The 15,822-nt window shown below is 70.1% G+C and carries 13 protein-coding genes and 2 pseudogenes; 4 read left to right on the top strand and 11 right to left on the bottom strand.

The genetic code is table 11. The features are described from left to right. Positions 1–19: 19 nt before the first annotated feature. From AB0D53_RS35800 to AB0D53_RS35790, 3 genes and pseudogenes are all read right to left on the bottom strand, one after another. Positions 20–1,240: a hypothetical protein gene (locus tag AB0D53_RS35800; RefSeq protein WP_362453503.1), complete on the bottom strand. Its 1,221-nt coding sequence runs from the start codon at positions 1,238–1,240 to the stop codon at positions 20–22. A 505-nt stretch (positions 1,241–1,745) separates the two neighbouring features. Beyond that, entirely contained in the window at positions 1,746–2,237 is a 492-nt protein-coding gene (locus tag AB0D53_RS35795) for a hypothetical protein (protein ID WP_362453502.1), read from the bottom strand. Between the two features lie 102 nt (positions 2,238–2,339). Beyond that, positions 2,340–2,645, bottom strand: a pseudogene (locus AB0D53_RS35790) (transposase); the annotation flags it as partial. Positions 2,646–2,775: 130 nt separating this feature from the next. On the opposite strand from AB0D53_RS35790, the pseudogene AB0D53_RS35785 reads away from it, so the two are divergent. Beyond that, positions 2,776–3,706 (top strand): annotated as a pseudogene (locus tag AB0D53_RS35785) (hypothetical protein); the annotation flags it as partial. A 296-nt stretch (positions 3,707–4,002) separates the two neighbouring features. Beyond that, positions 4,003–5,265, top strand: a complete 1,263-nt coding sequence (locus AB0D53_RS35780; RefSeq protein ID WP_362453501.1) for an amidohydrolase — start codon at positions 4,003–4,005, stop codon at positions 5,263–5,265. Between the two features lie 73 nt (positions 5,266–5,338). Here the strand turns inward: AB0D53_RS35780 and AB0D53_RS35775 are convergent, their stop codons facing one another. Both AB0D53_RS35775 and AB0D53_RS35770 read right to left on the bottom strand, forming a co-directional pair. After that, positions 5,339–5,464 (bottom strand): hypothetical protein, encoded by a 126-nt coding sequence (locus AB0D53_RS35775; protein ID WP_362453499.1) that lies wholly within the window; start codon positions 5,462–5,464, stop codon positions 5,339–5,341. Beyond that, positions 5,461–6,399 (bottom strand): D-alanyl-D-alanine carboxypeptidase, encoded by a 939-nt coding sequence (locus tag AB0D53_RS35770; protein ID WP_362453498.1) that lies wholly within the window; start codon positions 6,397–6,399, stop codon positions 5,461–5,463. Before AB0D53_RS35770 ends, AB0D53_RS35775 begins: the two co-directional genes overlap by 4 nt. A 38-nt stretch (positions 6,400–6,437) precedes the next feature. On the opposite strand from AB0D53_RS35770, the gene AB0D53_RS35765 reads away from it, so the two are divergent. Further along, positions 6,438–7,913 carry an amidohydrolase family protein gene (locus AB0D53_RS35765; protein ID WP_362453497.1) on the top strand — a complete coding sequence of 492 codons (1,476 nt, stop codon included), beginning with the start codon at positions 6,438–6,440 and terminating at the stop codon, positions 7,911–7,913. Between the two features lie 222 nt (positions 7,914–8,135). Next, the gene (locus AB0D53_RS35760; RefSeq protein ID WP_362453495.1) at positions 8,136–9,029 is read left to right on the top strand and encodes a serine hydrolase; all 894 of its coding nucleotides are present in this window, start codon (positions 8,136–8,138) and stop codon (positions 9,027–9,029) included. Between the two features lie 70 nt (positions 9,030–9,099). On the opposite strand, the gene AB0D53_RS35755 is transcribed toward AB0D53_RS35760, so the two are convergent. The 6 genes from AB0D53_RS35755 to AB0D53_RS35730 form a co-directional block, all read right to left on the bottom strand. Next, complete coding sequence (locus AB0D53_RS35755) at positions 9,100–9,468, bottom strand: helix-turn-helix domain-containing protein (protein ID WP_362453494.1); 369 nt, start codon at positions 9,466–9,468, stop codon at positions 9,100–9,102. Positions 9,469–10,193: 725 nt separating this feature from the next. Further along, positions 10,194–10,973, bottom strand: coding sequence for a LuxR C-terminal-related transcriptional regulator (locus AB0D53_RS35750; protein WP_362453492.1), 780 nt, complete (start codon positions 10,971–10,973; stop codon positions 10,194–10,196). Between the two features lie 31 nt (positions 10,974–11,004). After that, positions 11,005–12,708 carry an amidohydrolase gene (locus AB0D53_RS35745; protein WP_362453491.1) on the bottom strand — a complete coding sequence of 568 codons (1,704 nt, stop codon included), beginning with the start codon at positions 12,706–12,708 and terminating at the stop codon, positions 11,005–11,007. 458 nt (positions 12,709–13,166) lie between these two features. Beyond that, positions 13,167–13,985, bottom strand: coding sequence for a fumarylacetoacetate hydrolase family protein (locus tag AB0D53_RS35740; RefSeq protein ID WP_362453490.1), 819 nt, complete (start codon positions 13,983–13,985; stop codon positions 13,167–13,169). A 30-nt stretch (positions 13,986–14,015) separates the two neighbouring features. Continuing rightward, a complete protein-coding gene (locus AB0D53_RS35735) occupies positions 14,016–15,215 on the bottom strand; it encodes an acyl-CoA dehydrogenase family protein (RefSeq protein WP_362453489.1) in 1,200 nt (399 codons plus the stop codon). Continuing rightward, positions 15,212–15,808 (bottom strand): flavin reductase family protein, encoded by a 597-nt coding sequence (locus AB0D53_RS35730; protein ID WP_362453488.1) that lies wholly within the window; start codon positions 15,806–15,808, stop codon positions 15,212–15,214. Before AB0D53_RS35730 ends, AB0D53_RS35735 begins: the two co-directional genes overlap by 4 nt. Positions 15,809–15,822: the final 14 nt, after the last annotated feature.

Raw genomic sequence — 15,822 nt, 5'->3', positions numbered from 1 at the left:
CGCGGTGTGGTGGGGACCGTTACTTGCTGTCCGGCTTGACCAGGTCGGGCAGCTTGGCTTCGAAGAGCTTGTCGAACGTGAGGGCGGGCAGTATGTGGCCCTGGTTCGGCGCCTCGTCGACCACGCCCGCAGCCCAGCTCGCCGAGTTGAACCGCTGGTCGGGCGTGCCGTGGTGACCGGAACTGGTGAAGCTGCAGTCGCCGACCTGGTAGAAGGACTTCTCGGACTTGAGGACGCGGGCGGCGTTCAGGGACTCGCCGCGGGAATGGGTCAGGTAGTACGTGCCGAATGCGTCCGCCATGAGCTCGGTGCGGCGGGTGGCCTCCGGGCCGGTCAAGTCGCTCTCGAAGAGGTTCTTCTGGTACTGGACGTGATGGCCGAACTCGTGACCCAGGATGCCGCGCGGCGCTACGTCGCCCAGATTCACCGCGCTCATGCCTTGAAGGATGCCGTCACCCATGATGATCCGGTCCGTGATGCCGAGCGGCTGCGGATCGTCCTTCTCGCTGTAGGCGAAGGCGTTGAAAGTGAAGATCGGGTTGGCGCCGCCCTGGAGGACCGGCTCCGAGTCGACCAGCTCGATGAGCATGTCGGCCAGGTCGAGATTCTCCTCGGCCGTGCCGCCGTACAGCACGGAGAGCGTGCGGGCGAGCCGGTCCGGGCTGGTGAAGACGTCCGCGCCGTGCATGGGGATCAGCTCGATGCGCGCCGAGTCGATGTCCCAGAAGCGCTTGAGGTTCTTCATCTCGGAGTTGAGCTGGTGGGTGTACTCGCCCTTGACGCCGAACGTGTTCGACGACGATTCCTTGCCGTAGATCAGCGCGTCGTAGGTGGGCATGTCGAAGCCGCCGAAGAGCGAAAGGATGAAGATGGCCCAGGGGTCCTGGGCGCCGTCGAGGAGGGAGTTGGCGTACTTCGACAGATCGGTCGTCTGGCACTGGTAGTCGCCGGGGTTGATCGCGCTGTCACGGAACTGCTGCCATTCCTCCCCCTTCAGGCCGTACTTGGCTCTGGCCGCGTCGAGGCGTGCCTCCCAGTCGGCGGGCAGCTTGGCCAGGATCCGGTCGACGATGGCCTGGTGCTGCGGGTCCATGGAGGAGGTGTCGGTGGAGGACTGCGGCGACTGGCTCGCCGTGGCCGTGACGCCGGTCGCGTCAGCGGCGTGTGCGGGAAGCGCCATGCCAAGGCCGCAGGTCGCGGCGATCGCCAGGCTCGCTACCACAGACAGGGTCTTCTTCACGAGATCTCCTTTCGAGGGTGCCCGGTAGGGCATCCAAGGGCGACGCTCAGTCTGTAAGTCCAACTACCGAATCAAGAACCGTCGTTCACTGTCCGAAACCGGCATGTCTGGAACCTGACAGCTTCATGGATCCCGTCACACGTGCGCTGCCGGCTGCCCGGCCTGCGCTCCCGACCGGTACGACCGCACCTGCCCCAAGTACGCGACGGGCGGGGCGGCGGCCGGTCAGCGGGACCGGTATCGCCCAACAGAGCCGACGGCCAATCTCGTTGAGGGTGGCGGCCACTCACTTCGTCACGGCGTTCGACGCGTTCACGATTCCCCGAGCGGGTGCCGGCCCGTCGACCATCTCCTGTCGGCCTACGGCGTCATACTCGCCGTGGCCATGGACTCCGGAGCCACCGGCGGCCCCAACCCGGCGGACCGGGAGCGCTTGGGCCCGCGGCCGCTCGGCGTCGAGGTGGGACCGTTGCGGTCTTTCGAGGCGGCCGTCGACGAGCGACCGTCAGCCGCCGTTCGACTGGCGGATGTCCTCGGCGAGCGAGGTGAACCTCTCGGCCCTGTCTTCTTGACCGTCTACAGACTGGGGCGTTTGAGGGTGGTCCATGGTGGTGCCGTCAGGATTCCGCCCGAAGGCGGCCTCTAGAACGTCGGGTAGGTCTTCCTCGGGGACCGTGGTGCGCACGTCCGCCAGGACCTGGGGAAAGTCGTCATCGTCGATGACACCCATGTGCTCCTGACGGAGTTGGTAGATGATCTCGACGAGCTCCGGTCTCAGCCGCATCCAGGCACGGGAGGTGCGGATCTCTTCGTCGACCTGGTGCATGAACCAGCGCATGACCTCGTACGGAACGTCAGCGTGCCCTGCGTGCGGGTTGAAGCACACCGTGGCTTCCCGTGCCGGATCCTCGTCGGGGACGATTGCGGTCACGAGCGTCCGTTGCCCGGCCGCGAGATCCAGTTCCAGATACCAGGCGTCATCGGGCACGGAGTACATCGTGGTGATCGCGTAGTTGCCGTCGGGGTGTCGAAAGACCATTGCCGCATGCTGCCACGCTGGACTGAGAAGGTCGCCTCCAAATTATGCAGCCCGACGCCCCTATGCCCAGGCCCAGATGAGGATGGCAGCGAAGCCGAGCGCCGCCTGGCAAGCAACGGCGAGCTTGTCCGTTCGCATGGCCAGTCCCTGCCACTGCTTGAGTCGGCTGATGCATCGCTCGACCGCCCTGCGCTGCTTGTACACCTCGGCGTCGAAGGCGGGCGGTCGGCCACCCGAACGACCTCGGCGCCGACGGTGACCGGCCTGGTCGGACGGCTGGGTAATGACAGCGCGGATTCCGCGTTGCCGGAGATGCTTCCGGATCGCGCGTGACGAATACGCGCGGTCTGCCGGAACGGTGTCCGGTCAGGCCATGCGGCGCCTGGCAGGGGTTGCCGACGGCGTCCACGGAGATGGAGTCGGTCCGGGCCAGGCCTCCGTCGACATGGATGGCCTCGTGCCGCGAGGTCACGGCAGCCTCGTCGATGTCGAGCGGCTGCCGATGCTCGACGAGACCGGCTACGCACCCGAGTGGAAGTACGCCCCGGGCGAGGAGCTCCGCCGTCATGCGGTATACATCTCCGAGCAGTTCGGCCTGTACGAGGACGCCTTGTTCGCTACTGCCGTCACCTCCCTGGCCCGGGACGGCACCGCGCAGCAGTGGGTGGTCGCCACCGGCCGCGGCGACGAGTTCCGCGCCACTTACGTCATCGGCGCCACCGGAACCCTGACTGAGCCCAAGCTGCGCGGCGTCGCCGGCGTCGAGGACTACCGGGGCCACACGTTCCACACCTCCCGCCGGGACCACGTACACCGGCGGCAGCCCCGAGGGCGGGACGACGGTCCTGGCCGGCAAGCGGGTCGGCATCGTCGGCACCGGCGCCACCGGTGTGCAGGACATCCCGGTGGTGCCCGAGGAAGCCCCGCGACGGGGTCCGGCTCCTCGACGCGCGGCACGGCCCGCGCATTTTGCACGGCTCACCGGCAATGGGTTCCCGAACCTGATCCGGATGGGCTCGCTGCAGAACGCCGGCAGCGTGAGCTTCACACACATCCTGGACGGAGCAGGCTGTGCACGCCGCCGCCCTCGTCTCAGCCGCGGAGGAACACCGCGCCGTCGTGGAGCCCGCTCGTGAGGCCGAGGACGCCCGGATCGGAGCCAGTGCCCAGGGCGCCACCGACCGTGAGTGGTTCCACGCCGAGCGCACCCCCGGCTGTTGCGACCGGGAGGCGGCAGTCGCCTGAACGGTGCCGTCACCTTCCACGACCTCCCGCGCCGCCGGCGAGCGGAGAGCATCGGCGAGGTGCCACAGGCCGAGGTCTCCGCCTCGGTCCGAGGCCTCCCCGACGCCCCGGGTGGGGCACGTCGGGCGAGCCGGGAAGGTGCCTGGTCTCCAGGGGACCCGTCACCCCGGCGACGCACATGATGACGTCACCGGGCCGGTGTCGACACCTCCGGGCCGAGGGCGGCGCACTCGGTCGGGCGCGGCTTCGCGCCGGAGCAGGTGGCAAGGACTTGTGTCCGTACCCGGTGGAGCGCTCCTATCAGTACGTCGTCAACAGGCCCGGATCGGTTGGTGCGATCCGGGCCCGCTGCGTCCGGCAGGCTGCCGGACGCAGCGCCGTCCTTCATGCCGACGCAGAACAACAAGGCCGCACGCCCTTGGTAGCCGAATGGCGCAGTCCGCAGGCAGCGGCCAGGACACCCGCCGAGCATGAACACATGAGCGGCGCGGACAACACTTTCGACATGGCGGCGGACCATTCCCTTCTGGCAAGGCTGCCCGAGCTGAGCGACGGGCTCGCGGACCTCTACCGGGACCTGCATGCCCACCCCGAACCGTCCTTCGCCGAGACCCGCACCTGCGGCATCGTCGCCGAACGGCTGCGGAAGCTGGGCCTGGTCGTCACCACCGGTCTCGGCCGCACCGGCGTGGTGGGCGTCCTTGCCAACGGCGAGGGCCCCCACGTCCTGCTGCGCGCCGACATGGATGCCCTGCCCGTCACAGAAGCCACCGGGTTGCCCTACGCCAGCCGGACGGACGGTGTCATGCACGCCTGCGGCCACGACATGCATGTCAGCTGCCTTCTGGGCGCTCTCGACCTGCTGGCCGGTGACCGCAAGCGGTGGGCCGGAAAGATCACAGCCGTCTTCCAGCCCGCGGAGGAGGTCGGCTCCGGAGCCCAGGCCATGGTCGACGACGGTCTCTTCGCCAAGATCGGCACTCCCGACATCGTCCTCGGTCAGCACGTCGGCCCGTTCCCCGCCGGTACGGTCGGATGTCATCCCGGACCCGCGCTCGCCGCCACCGACGCGCTCAGGGTCACGCTGTACGGCAGGGGCGCGCACGCATCGCGTCCCGAGGCCTCCGTCGACCCGGTGGTGATGGCCGCCTCCACCGTGATGCGTCTGCAGACCGTTGTCTCGCGGGAGATCGCGGGTGGCGACACGGCCGTTGTCACGGTCGGCGCCCTCAACGCCGGTACGAAGGACAACGTCATCCCGGACACCGCAGAATTGAAGATCAATATCCGCACCTACACCGAGGAGGTCAGGGGAACCGTCCTGGCCGCGGTCAAGCGCATCGTCGAGGGCGAGTCGACGGTGGCCGGTGCCACACGCACCCCGGAGATCGAACCGATCGACTCCTTCCCCGTCCTCGTCAATGACGAGGACGCCATGGCTCGGACGGTTGCCGTGTTCCGCAGCCATTTCGGCGCCGACCGGGTCTTCGACCCGGGCCCGGCGACCGGCAGCGAGGACTGCGGCGTCCTCGGCACGGCTTCGGGCGCCCCGGTCTGTTACTGGTTCTTCGGCGGAGTCGACCCCGACACGTACAAGAAGGCGGCGGAGGCGGGGACGACGGCCCGCGACATCCCCACCAACCACTCCGCACGCTTCGCGCCCGTCATCGAACCCACCCTCTCCACAGGCATCGAAGCGATGACCCTCGCGGCACTCACCGTTCTGTCGGCGGGCGAGTAGAGCCGCCGACAGAACGGTCCGTGCAGACGGAGAGCACCTTGCCCGCCGTCGGTGGCACGGCTCGGGCGTGAGGTCAGGGGTTCCGGTAGATGCTGGCGGCCATCGATCCCAACTGCTTGTTGGCCTTGAGTGCCAGGTCGATGGCGTTGTTCACCGGCAGGAGGTTGGCGCCGAGATTGTGGCTGACCTTGTTGATCAACTTTGCGTATTCCTTGAAGGGCGGCGATGTGTGGGTTGCCGAAGTACGGTCCGGGCAAAGGCCGCTGGGTCGGGGATGTAGTAGGTCGCCGCAAAGGGGGCGGTGGCATCAGCGGGCACCGAGCCTCGTACCCGGATGTGTCCGGGGGAGGTGCTGTCCGTCCTTACCGCCGGTGCTGTCCCGGCAGCGGTAGTGGTGACCCTCGCGTCGACGGTGAAGGCGGCTGTCTTGGGCCGCCAGTCGAGCGTCGCCTGCTCACGTGGCGCGTTCGGGGTGATGGGCACGTCGATGAGGTTGTCGTTGACGACCGTCGGGGTGATGGGTGTCCCGCCGATCGACACCGGGTCCCAGAGCCGATTGTCGATGATCACGTCGTCGTCGATCCGCCGGATGCCGCTTGCCGCGACCTGGCGAGCGAGGTCGTCGATGCCGACCCGCGGATCTTCGGGGGCGAGGGCCGCCATGCCCGGTACGGCGTTGGCGTCGTAATGGTCGAAGTCGGGGACGTCCAGATCTCCTGCCGCATTTGTTCGTCCACCGAGCGTCGGGTCTCCACTGCCCACCCTGATCAGGTCGCCCGAGAGCCGTCCGTCGCCCGATACCTGGATCGGGTTCGTGTTCCGGTCCTGGGACCTGTTGCGTTCGCTGACCGATACCCAGGATGTTTTGCTGCCGCAGCGGCCGGCCGGGGTGCGGCAGGACCGGCACCGGGCCCAGGAACTGCTGACCGAGATCGGCCTCCCCGCAAAGAGCGCAGGGTCCGGGCACAGGCGCTCGGCTCCTGCGTTGCTGCTCCGCCGGGCCCCGGCGAGGCTGCGCCGAAGTGTGCCCCGGTGCGCCGACTCCGTGCCGGTGCGAGAACCGGGCCACGCGGATTCGTCGGCTCGAACGAACAGCGGCCCCGCCCTTCCTCCTAGAGTCGCCTCGGAGACCACCAGGCGCTCCAGCGCGTCCTCGACGAGGAGACGAAAACATGCAGACTCTCTTGCGTGGCGGCCGTGTCATTGATCCGGGCACCGGGCTCGACGCCGTCGCCGACATCCTCGTATCCGACGGCATGGTTTGCGCCGTCGGCATCGGGCTCGACGCGCCGCCGGGATGCACGGTGTTCGACGTCACGGGCCTGCTCGTCGGACCGGGATTCGTCGACCTGCACAGCCATGTGCACTCGATCGCGGGGCAACGCCTGCAGGCCATGGACGGCGTGACGACGGCACTCGACCTGGAATCGGGCCTGATGCCCATCGGGCGGGCCTACGCCGAGGCCGCCGCAGCAGGACGCCCCCTGCACTACGGCTTCTCCGCCTCGTGGGGCGGTGCCCGGGCCCAAGTACTCGCCGGTATCGAGCCCGACGCACAGGTGGCGAGCGGACTCGCGGTGCTGGGGAACCCGGCATGGCAGCGCTCCTCCTCCGACCGTGAACTCGCCGATTGGCTGGCTCTGCTGGAAGGCGAGCTGGCCGAAGGAGCACTCGGCATCGGCGTCCTCCTCGGATACGCGCCCCACAGCGACCCCGGAGAGTTCCTCGCGGTCGCCCGGCTCGCCGCGAGGGCCGGAGTGCCGACCTACACCCATGTCCGCGAACTGGTGGAGGTGGACCCCCGCACACCGAAGGACGGCTCCGAGGAGATTGCCATTGCCGCAGCCGAGACCGGTGCCGCGATGCACCACTGCCACGTCAACAGCACTTCGGGTCACCACATCGAACGGGTGCTCGGCGTACTGGACGACTCACGGCGTTCCGGATCTCGTGTGACGGTCGAGGCGTACCCGTACGGCGCGGGCAGCACCGCCATCGGCGCCGCGTTCCTCGACGCCGAACGGCTACGGATGAAGGGCCTGTCCGCTTCGAGCGTCGTGATGCTCGAATCGGGAGAACGCATCGCCGACGACGGCCGGCTGCGCCAACTGCGTGAGCGCGACCCCGGGGCGCCGTGCATCCTGGAGTTCCTGGACGAGAACGATCCGCGGCAGCGGGCGATGCTGCACCAGGCACTCGCCTTCCCGAACGCGATCGTCGCCAGTGACGCCATGCCCGTCTTCTGGCCCGACGGCGGCAGCGACAGCACCCTGTGGCCGCTGCCGCCCGGAGGCACCACACACCCGCGCACGGCAGGGACATTCGCCAAGACCCTGCGCGTCATGGTGCGGGAGAGCGGAGCCTGGGACTGGCCGGAGGCGTTCCGGCGGTGTTCCCACCTGCCGGCCAGGGTCCTCGACGAGGTCGCACCGGCTGCCCGCGCGAAGGGACACCTCGGGGTCGGTGCGGACGCCGACATCGTCGTCCTCGACCCCGACACGATCACCGATGCCGCCACCTACTTCGACCCCACACGCCCCTCCGTGGGAGTCCGGTACCTGCTCGTCGGCGGTGTACCAGTTGTCAGCGCGGGGGAGCTGCAGACCGATGTGCTCCCCGGGCAGCCGCTGAGGGGCGAGCCGACATGACAGCCGGTCCTCCGATCCCGGTCACCGGCGGCGAGGAGATCGGCCCACAGCCGTCGCGGCTCTGATCGGGGAGGCGCGCCGCCGTGACGCGTCTCCCCCTGCCGGATCGGTGCGGACGGCCGGGCCGCGCGCCGAGGGCTGCGGCCTTCGACTTCCCACGTACCTTCCACCAGGCCCCCAAGAGCAGGCAGTCCACTTCGGACAGGCAGGAGTGAACACCCCATGGTCACCGAATCGGAACTGGTCGAGACGATCAACGCCCGCGCCGCGGAGGTCGGTGTACGGGTCCGGATGCACGCGGCCGACGTGGACGGTTCGCGGCAGGTGGGCATCCACGCCTCGGAGGCGGTGGTCACCGCCTCCGTGTTCAAGGTTCCGGTCGCGCTGGAACTGGCCCGGCAGGCGGCCGCCGGCCATGTCGCCCTCGCCGAGCGGATCGAGGTGGCACCCGGGCATCCGACCGCAAGCCCCTACGGACTGGCGACGTTCCGTCACGCGGTCACGATGTCCTGGTACGACCTGGCCCTGTTGATGATCGGCATCAGCGACAACGTCGCCACCGACCTGGTGGTCGGGAAGGTGGGCAAGGACGCGATCGCCGAATCGCTGCGGCGACTCGGACTCCCGCGCACGGCCGTCCCGCACGACTGCGGGGAGTTGCTGCGTACGATCGGTGAGGATCTCGGCGTCGACTACCAGGACGACGAGCGGGTCCTGGCGGCGTTGCCGCCCGAGCGGCTCGACGCACTGAGGGCGCTGACCCCCGAAGCCACCTGCCGCACCACCGCCGAGGAGAGCACCCGCCTGCTGGGAATGATCTGGCGGGACGAGGCGGCGCCCGCCGCGGCATGCGCCGACGTCCGGCGTTGGCTGGAGCTGCAACTGTGGCCGCACCGGCTGCGTTCCGGCTTCGCGGACGACGACGTGAGGATCAGCGGGAAGACCGGAACACTGCCCTCGCTGCGCAACGAGATCGGCGTGGTGGAGTATCCGGACGGTGGCCGGTACGCGATCAGCGTGTTCACCAGGGCCGTCGACAGCCGCTCACGGGTTCCGGAGCGGGACGCCTTCATCGGGTTCGTCGCCGCCCGGGCAGTGGCCTGGCTGAGGCAGTGACCCGCCCGCGGCCGACCGCTCTGCCGGCCGCGCCGACGGCATCGCCCGCCCAGGCCGGTCGCCAAAGGGCTCAGGGTGGCACGGCTCGGCCGAGCCGGAGCTCCAGCATCGCGGCGAAGCGCGCCTCGGCGTCGTTCAAGTCCATCCCTGCGATCTCCGCCGCCCGCCGGAGCCGGTACCGGAAGGTGTTCGGATGCACATCCAGCGAGGCCGAGGCGCTGAGAACGTTCCCCTGACCGTCCAGCCAGGCGGACAGGGCGTCGAGCAGAAAGGTGCCGTGCTGCGCGTGCCGGGCATGTTGCGGCACGCCGCGGCCGAGGATCGTCTGGATGCGTGTTCGATCCGCTTCGTCCTGGCCGCCCGGGAACGCCAGGACCTGCGAGTCCTGGTCTTCGATGGTGATCGGTGCACCGAGAAGCGCGCCGATGGCGTTGGCCAAGGCGAACGAGTCCTCCGCAGGAAATCCGGCGAGCAGTTCCTCGGTGCCCTCTCCTCAGACGCTGGTGGCCAGCAACGATCTGAGGAGCACCACCAGTTGGGCCCACGTCGCCCCACGAGTCAGCGCGAGAGGAGCGATCCCGCTGTTCTCGACAGCGGTTCGGGTTTCTGCGTCGAGGACGACCGGTCCACGCACGACGACCGCGGCTCGCCCGGTTCACGGCAGCCCGCCCGATCAGCTCCGGCACGTCTCCCTCATCGGCGCCGGCACACAGAAGGACCGCCCCGGGCCGAAGCGGCTCGTCGTCACGGCGGTCATCGATGACGACATCGGTGAACACAGCCGTGGGGTGGACGCGCCCCGCCACTTCCTCCAGCAATGTGCCGCCCAGGTGGCTCAGGATGCTGTCGAGCCGGGTGCCGTGGCCATCCACCATCAAGAACCTCCAGCCGGATCGGTCAGCGGCGAGACGGGCGTTCACCGACGGGCCGGAGAGAGCGCGTGCTCCGGACAGGGCCACTTCACCAGCAGTTTCCAGGGTACTCAGCGCGCTGCCTGCCCAACGACCCGCGAAGTGGCCGGGCTTGCCGCCCCGCCCCTGGGCCACGGCCGTTCAAGCCCGGGCAGCCGCATCGTCGTCAGGCACGGCGTCGAGCCATGCCGCGATCGCCGCACCTCCGATGAACCCGCCCTGCCACGCCGCACGGGCGTCCGCGGCGTGCGCGTCAGCGGGAGGGTTCGATTCCCCAGGCGGCGGCTCGGGCGGCGGCAGCCGCGCGATTGGGGAGGGCGAGCTTGGCGAGGATGTGCTCGATGTGGGTCCCCACGGTCCGCGGCGTGATGTGCAACCGCCCCGCTATCTCCCGGTTGGTGCGGCCTGCGGTGACTTCGGCGAGCACCTGGAGTTCCCGCGGCGAGAGCCCGCCGGGCCGCCGCGCGTCCGGGCGCGGTGCCTCCGCCTCGGGGCCGAGCGCGGCGACCTCCTCGGGCGGCAGGCCCGTGCGGGGGTCGACGGCCGCGGCGAGTGCCTCGGTGAGCAGGGTGATCGCGGCGCGTGCCGGATCGGGTCCGTGCCGCGGCCGGCGGGTGCTGACGTTCAGCATGCCGACGTACCGGCCGTCGGCGGCGAACAGGCACTGGGCCACGCCGTCCTCGATGCCGAGCGGAGACAGCACCTCCTGGAAGCCCGGTGATGCCGCCAGGAGGTGCCGGGGGACGTCCCTGAGCCAGAGACCGTCCCGGGCCGGGCCGCGGAGCACACGGAACACCGGGTCGTGGTGGAGGCGGGTCTCGATGTACGTCGTGGCGTCGTCCGGATAACTCCCGGCCAGGGTGGTGTGGCGCCGCAGCTGCGGATCCCACCGGGCGAGGGAGGCGTGGTCGTACTCCACCACCTGCGACAGCGCCGCCAGGACCGTGCCGATGCCGGTCCCGCCGCTCCTGGCGGCCTCACGGACCTGCACCGCCGCGTCCAGGATGTCCGCCGTGCTCCGCCGCGCTGCCATGGTCCAAGGATGATCAAGCGTCCGGAATACGTCAATCGCGAAGCGTGTCGTGCACGATCTGCCCGTCCACGACGGTGAGGACGACGGGCATCTCCGGGATGTCATGGGGGTCGGCCGTGAGCAGGTCCCCGTCGAGCACACAGAGGTCGGCGGCCTTGCCCGGCTCCAGGGAGCCCTTCCAGTCGTCGGCGAAGTCCTGCCAGGCCGCGCCGATCGTGTACGTACGGATCGCCTCGGCCAGGGAGATGCGTTGCTCGGGGCCGCTGACCCGGCCGGCTGCCTTCGACTCGCGCAGCACCATGGTGGCGACGCCCTGGCGCCAGTCCGGATAGGTGACGGGAGCGTCGGAGCCGCTGGCGACCCGTACCCCGGCGTCGATGGCATCGCGGTAGGGCCACGCGTACGCGGCCCGTTCGGCGCCGACGAACTCCTCCTCCATGTCGGCGACGGTCCACTTGATGGTGGGGTTCATGTTGACACCGAAGCCGTGCGCGGCCAGCACCTTCATGCTGTGCGCGGTGAGGAAGTCGCCGTGGATGACATAGTGCCGGGCGTCGGGCCGCGGATGCTCGGACGCGGCCGCGGCGAAGGCGTCCGCGACGGTGTCTATCGCCCGGTCACCGGTGACGTGGACACCCAACTGGTGCCCGGCGGCGTGGGCATGCCGGATCATGGTGTCCATCTCGGTGATTCGTTCGCCATCGGTCTCGCCGCCGACGCAGAGGGCGCCGCAGCCACCGCCGACGTACGGTTCGTGCATCCAGGCTGTCCTGTTGGGGACGATGCCGTCGGCGAAGATCTTCACCCCGTGGATCGCGAGGCGGCGCGGGTCGGCGTCGCCGGTCTCGTCGGGCACGGCGAGGGCACGGGCGAACTCCTCCGCGGTGCTCGCCATGCCGGTGGGCAGGAGCAGGACACCGACCCGGGCGGTCAGTTCGCCGTCGGTCAGCAGCCGACGGTAGACATCGAGAGTCTCCGCGCCGAGCGCGCCCCGCATGATGCCGTCGCCGCCGGGACCGAGGCCGGGCTCGGTGTAGCTGGTCACGCCGAGCCGGGCCAGCGTGGTGAGAGCCGACCTGATCGCGTCGGTCCGTTCCTGCCGGCTGAGCGCCGGCAGCGCGTTCTGGACGAGGGCCTGGGCCCCCTCGTGGAGCAGCCCGGTCGGCTCCCCGGAATCGTCCGCGACGATGGCCCCGCCGGGCGGCGCAACGGTGTGCCGGTCGATCCCGATGAGCTCCAGCGCCTTGGAGTTGACCCAGGTGGCGTGCCCGGAGAAGGAGTACAGGACGACGGGGTGGTCCGGGCTCACGGTGTCGAGGTCGCGCCGCGAGGGCAGCCGCGACGGATCGGCCAGGCACTCGTCGAGGTAACCGGGGTCCCAGCCGTGCCCCGTGATCCACTGCCCGGCCGGAACCCGCCCGACAGTCTCCCGTACCGCCTCGGCCACGTCAGCGAGGGACGACACGGCGGGGTGGCCGATGTCGAGGGAGAGCGGCGGCGTCGCCATGCCGAAGGCGCACGCGTGCAGATGGGAATCGTTGATGCCGGGAAGGAGGGTTGCACCCCGCAGATCGACGACGCGGGTACCGGGGCCGATGAGCGGCGCGACATCGTCCTGCCCACCGACGGCGCTGATGATCCCGCCGGTCACCGCCAGGGCAGAGGCGACGGAGAACTCCGCGTCGACCGTGATCACCCGACCGCCGAGAAATACCAGATCCGCATACGTGTCCACAGAAGGTCCTTCCGATATGCGGGCGTACCAGGGCTGCCCGCGAACGATCTCCCGAGGACTATGTCCGTGCGCCCGGCCTCCGCACATCGGTCATCCCACCGATACCCGCACTCGCGGGGGACGGGCGGGACGGCCACTCTTCGACCCGCAGACCAGCCGGACACCGAACGCGACATCGTCCCGGCCGCCCTTCGGACCTGCAGGATCCGGTCGAGTCCCCTGAAGATCTGCGGCTGCTCGCGCCGGGCGGCGCCACCCGGCCCTTCACCGCCAGGTCACCGACCACGCGGTCGCAGTCCCCCAGGCCACGCCGCACGCCGGCCGTGGCCGATACCGGCAACGGCCCTTGTGGTCCTGCCGGGCGGAGGCGCGGAGCGGTTCCTGTCGGTGTCCGCTTCCGCCGGGCCCCGCCGTCCGGATCACGGCCGGTGCGGGCCCGGCAGGCCGGAGCGGCCGGTTCAGGTGATCGGGGTGGTCAGGGTGCCAATGCCGTCGATGGTCACCTCGACCACATCGCCCGTCTTGAGGTACCACCGCGGGGTGCGGGCCCGGCCCACGCCGCCGGGGGTGCCGGTGAGGACGAGGTCGCCGGGCCGGAGGGGGAGCATGGTGGAGATGTACGCGATCAGCCGGGCGGGGGTGAAGAGGAGGTCGGCGATCGCGTGTTCCTGGACCGTCGTGCCGTTGACCGTGGTGCACAACGTCGCGGTGGTGGGGTCGAAGACGTCGGACGTGGTGAGGACCGGGCCCACCGGGGTGGAGCGGGCCCAGATCTTGCCCTGGAGCCATTCCGTGGTGCGGTACTGCCAGCCGCGCATCGAGATGTCGTTGGCGACCGTGTATCCGGCGATGCAGTGGGCCGCCTCCTCTTCGTCCACCCGGTACGCGGTGCGGCCGACGACGACGGCGAGTTCACCCTCCCAGTCCATCTCCGGGTCCTCCGGCACGGCGGCCACGGGGTCGGACGGCCCGGTCAAGGTGTCGGCGAACTTCGCGAAGAGGGTGGGGTGGGAGGGGAGGCCCCGGCCCATCTCCTCGATGTGGCTTGTGTAGTTGAGGCCGGTGCACAGTACCTTCGACGGCTTCGGCACGACCGTGTCGAGTGTGGCTCCGGCGGCCGGGACGCGGCGCCCGTCGGCGTCGGCCGCGAGCCGACGCCAGTTCTCGTTCGCCAGCAGGGTGCCGACATCGGCGTGGCCGGGGATCTCGGTGAACGCATCTCCGTCCAGACGGGCCGCGATCGTCCCGTCGGCGGTGCGCACGGTTGCCAGTCTCATGTCTTCTCCTTCTCTTCCGGCAGGGCGTGTTCAGGCGTCGACGGCGGAGTGCTCGGGGACGACCAGGTCGAAGAATCCCCAGTGCGCGCCTGCGGGCAGGGTGCCCGACAGCATCCGGCCGCACTTCTGCGTCACGATGTGCGACGAGCCCCGGTGCTGGCTGCCGGCGTGGCTGTCGCGGAAGAAGCGTTGCAGCACGCCGTCGCGCATGACCCGTGCTCCGGCGAATCGGTGCACGAGTTGGCTGATCTCCACCGCGGTCCGGCCGGCGAGGCTGCACGCGAGGCGCGACATGGTCTCCTGCTCGTCGCTGAGGCGTGCCCCGGTCGAGAGCGTCGATTCGTTCTCGCGCCACGTCTCGCGGAGCAGCGCCATCGTGCCGCGGACGTGTGAGAAGTGGCGGGCGAACTCGCCGAAGAACTCGTCGCTGGTGACCGGGGACTCCTGCGCCGGGTCCTTGCGCAGGGTCAGCTCGCGCAGCTCGTCGAGCATGCGCCGGCCGACCCCCTGTGACCAGGCGGCCTGGTGCAGGCCGGCGGAGAGAGCGGGGCTCAGGCGGTTCGCTGGGCGGCCCCGACGGGCGTTGCCCGGGCCGATGCCGTACACGTACGCGTCCTCGACCAGTACGTCCTCGGCCCGGTAGTCCAGGCTCGCGGTCGCGCGCAGCCCCAGCATGTCCCAGTTGTCGCTGATCCGTACGGCGGACCGGGGGACGAGGCAGACCACCCGTTCCCCGGACCCCTCGACCGTGGCGGAGAGGTTGAGGTGCGTGGCCATGGACACGCCGGGGGCGAACTGCCAGACGCCGCTGACCCGGTAGCCGCCCGTGACGCGCACGGCCCGGCCGGTGAACGAAGCGGACTGGCCCGCCACCAGCGGATCCGCGCCGGCGGTGAAGAGTTCGGCCACGGCCTCGTCGCCCAGGTGGGCGGCAGCCGTCGCGGTCTCGCTCGTCAGGGCCCGGACGAGCCAGCCCAGCGAGGCGTCCGTGTGGGACAGCTTCTCCATCACTTCCAGGGTCTGGAGTGGGGAGGCGTCCAGACCGCCGAGTTCGGCGGGCACGGTCAGCCTGAGGACGCCGCTGTCGCGCAGGGCATCCTGGACCGCGGGCGTCGGGCGGCGCAGCCGCTCGCTGTCAGGGGCCTCGCTCAGCAGGAGGGGGCGGATGGTGTCCAACTGCGCCAGGAGGGCCGGGAAGTCGGCGGGTGCGTGGGTGGTGGGGCGGGTCACGGCCGGCTCCTTTCGGACCGGGCGCCGTTTTCGGTGCCGTCGTCGGATTCCTGGGCCAGTGCGCTCCACTGGCCCCGGTAGAAGAGCAGTGGCCGGGCGTCGTCCTGCTGGCCGTAGGCCGTCACGCGGCCGAGCACCAGGACGTGGTCCCCGCCGTCATTGGCTGCCCAGGGCGTGCACTGGAAGTAGGCGGGCGAGCCGCCGATCCGTGGTGCCGGGCCGTCCGTGATCCAGTCGATCGGCCGGTCCTGGGGCTTGCCCGCGAAGTGAAGTGCGGTGTCGAGCTGGTTGTCCCCGAGGACGTTGACCGCGAAAGGGCGTTCCAGCAGGTGGGTCAAGGCGCGCGAGGTGCGTTGCATGGACACCAGCACCAGCGGCGGGTCCAGTGACACCGAGGTGAAGGAGTTCACGGTGACGCCGTAGTGGTCGTTGCCCGACCGGTAGGTGAGGACGACGACGCCGGTGGCGAAGTTGCCCAGGGTGTTGCGGAGTTGGCGGGGATCGGGGAGCGGAGGGAGTACGGCGTCCGACGGGGGCGGTGCGGCGTCGGCAGCCTTCTCGTAGATCTCGGCGTCCCACATGATGTCGGTCATCGGCGAACCTCCTG

Source organism: Streptomyces sp. NPDC048295 (assembly GCF_040652135.1).
Taxonomy (GTDB): Bacteria; Actinomycetota; Actinomycetes; order Streptomycetales; family Streptomycetaceae; genus Streptomyces.
The sequence above is the reverse complement of the archived record's forward strand: the minus strand, read 5'-3'. Positions and strand labels throughout refer to the sequence as shown.

Coding starts and splice junctions, on each gene's coding strand:
- AB0D53_RS35750 (WP_362453492.1), bottom strand. CDS start 10,973: ATGGCAGCGCGGCGGAGCACGGCGGACATCCTGGACGCGGCGGTGCAG.
- AB0D53_RS35795 (WP_362453502.1), bottom strand. CDS start 2,237: ATGTACTCCGTGCCCGATGACGCCTGGTATCTGGAACTGGATCTCGCG.
- AB0D53_RS35760 (WP_362453495.1), top strand. CDS start 8,136: ATGGTCACCGAATCGGAACTGGTCGAGACGATCAACGCCCGCGCCGCG.
- AB0D53_RS35780 (WP_362453501.1), top strand. CDS start 4,003: ATGAGCGGCGCGGACAACACTTTCGACATGGCGGCGGACCATTCCCTT.
- AB0D53_RS35765 (WP_362453497.1), top strand. CDS start 6,438: ATGCAGACTCTCTTGCGTGGCGGCCGTGTCATTGATCCGGGCACCGGG.
- AB0D53_RS35730 (WP_362453488.1), bottom strand. CDS start 15,808: ATGACCGACATCATGTGGGACGCCGAGATCTACGAGAAGGCTGCCGAC.
- AB0D53_RS35740 (WP_362453490.1), bottom strand. CDS start 13,985: ATGAGACTGGCAACCGTGCGCACCGCCGACGGGACGATCGCGGCCCGT.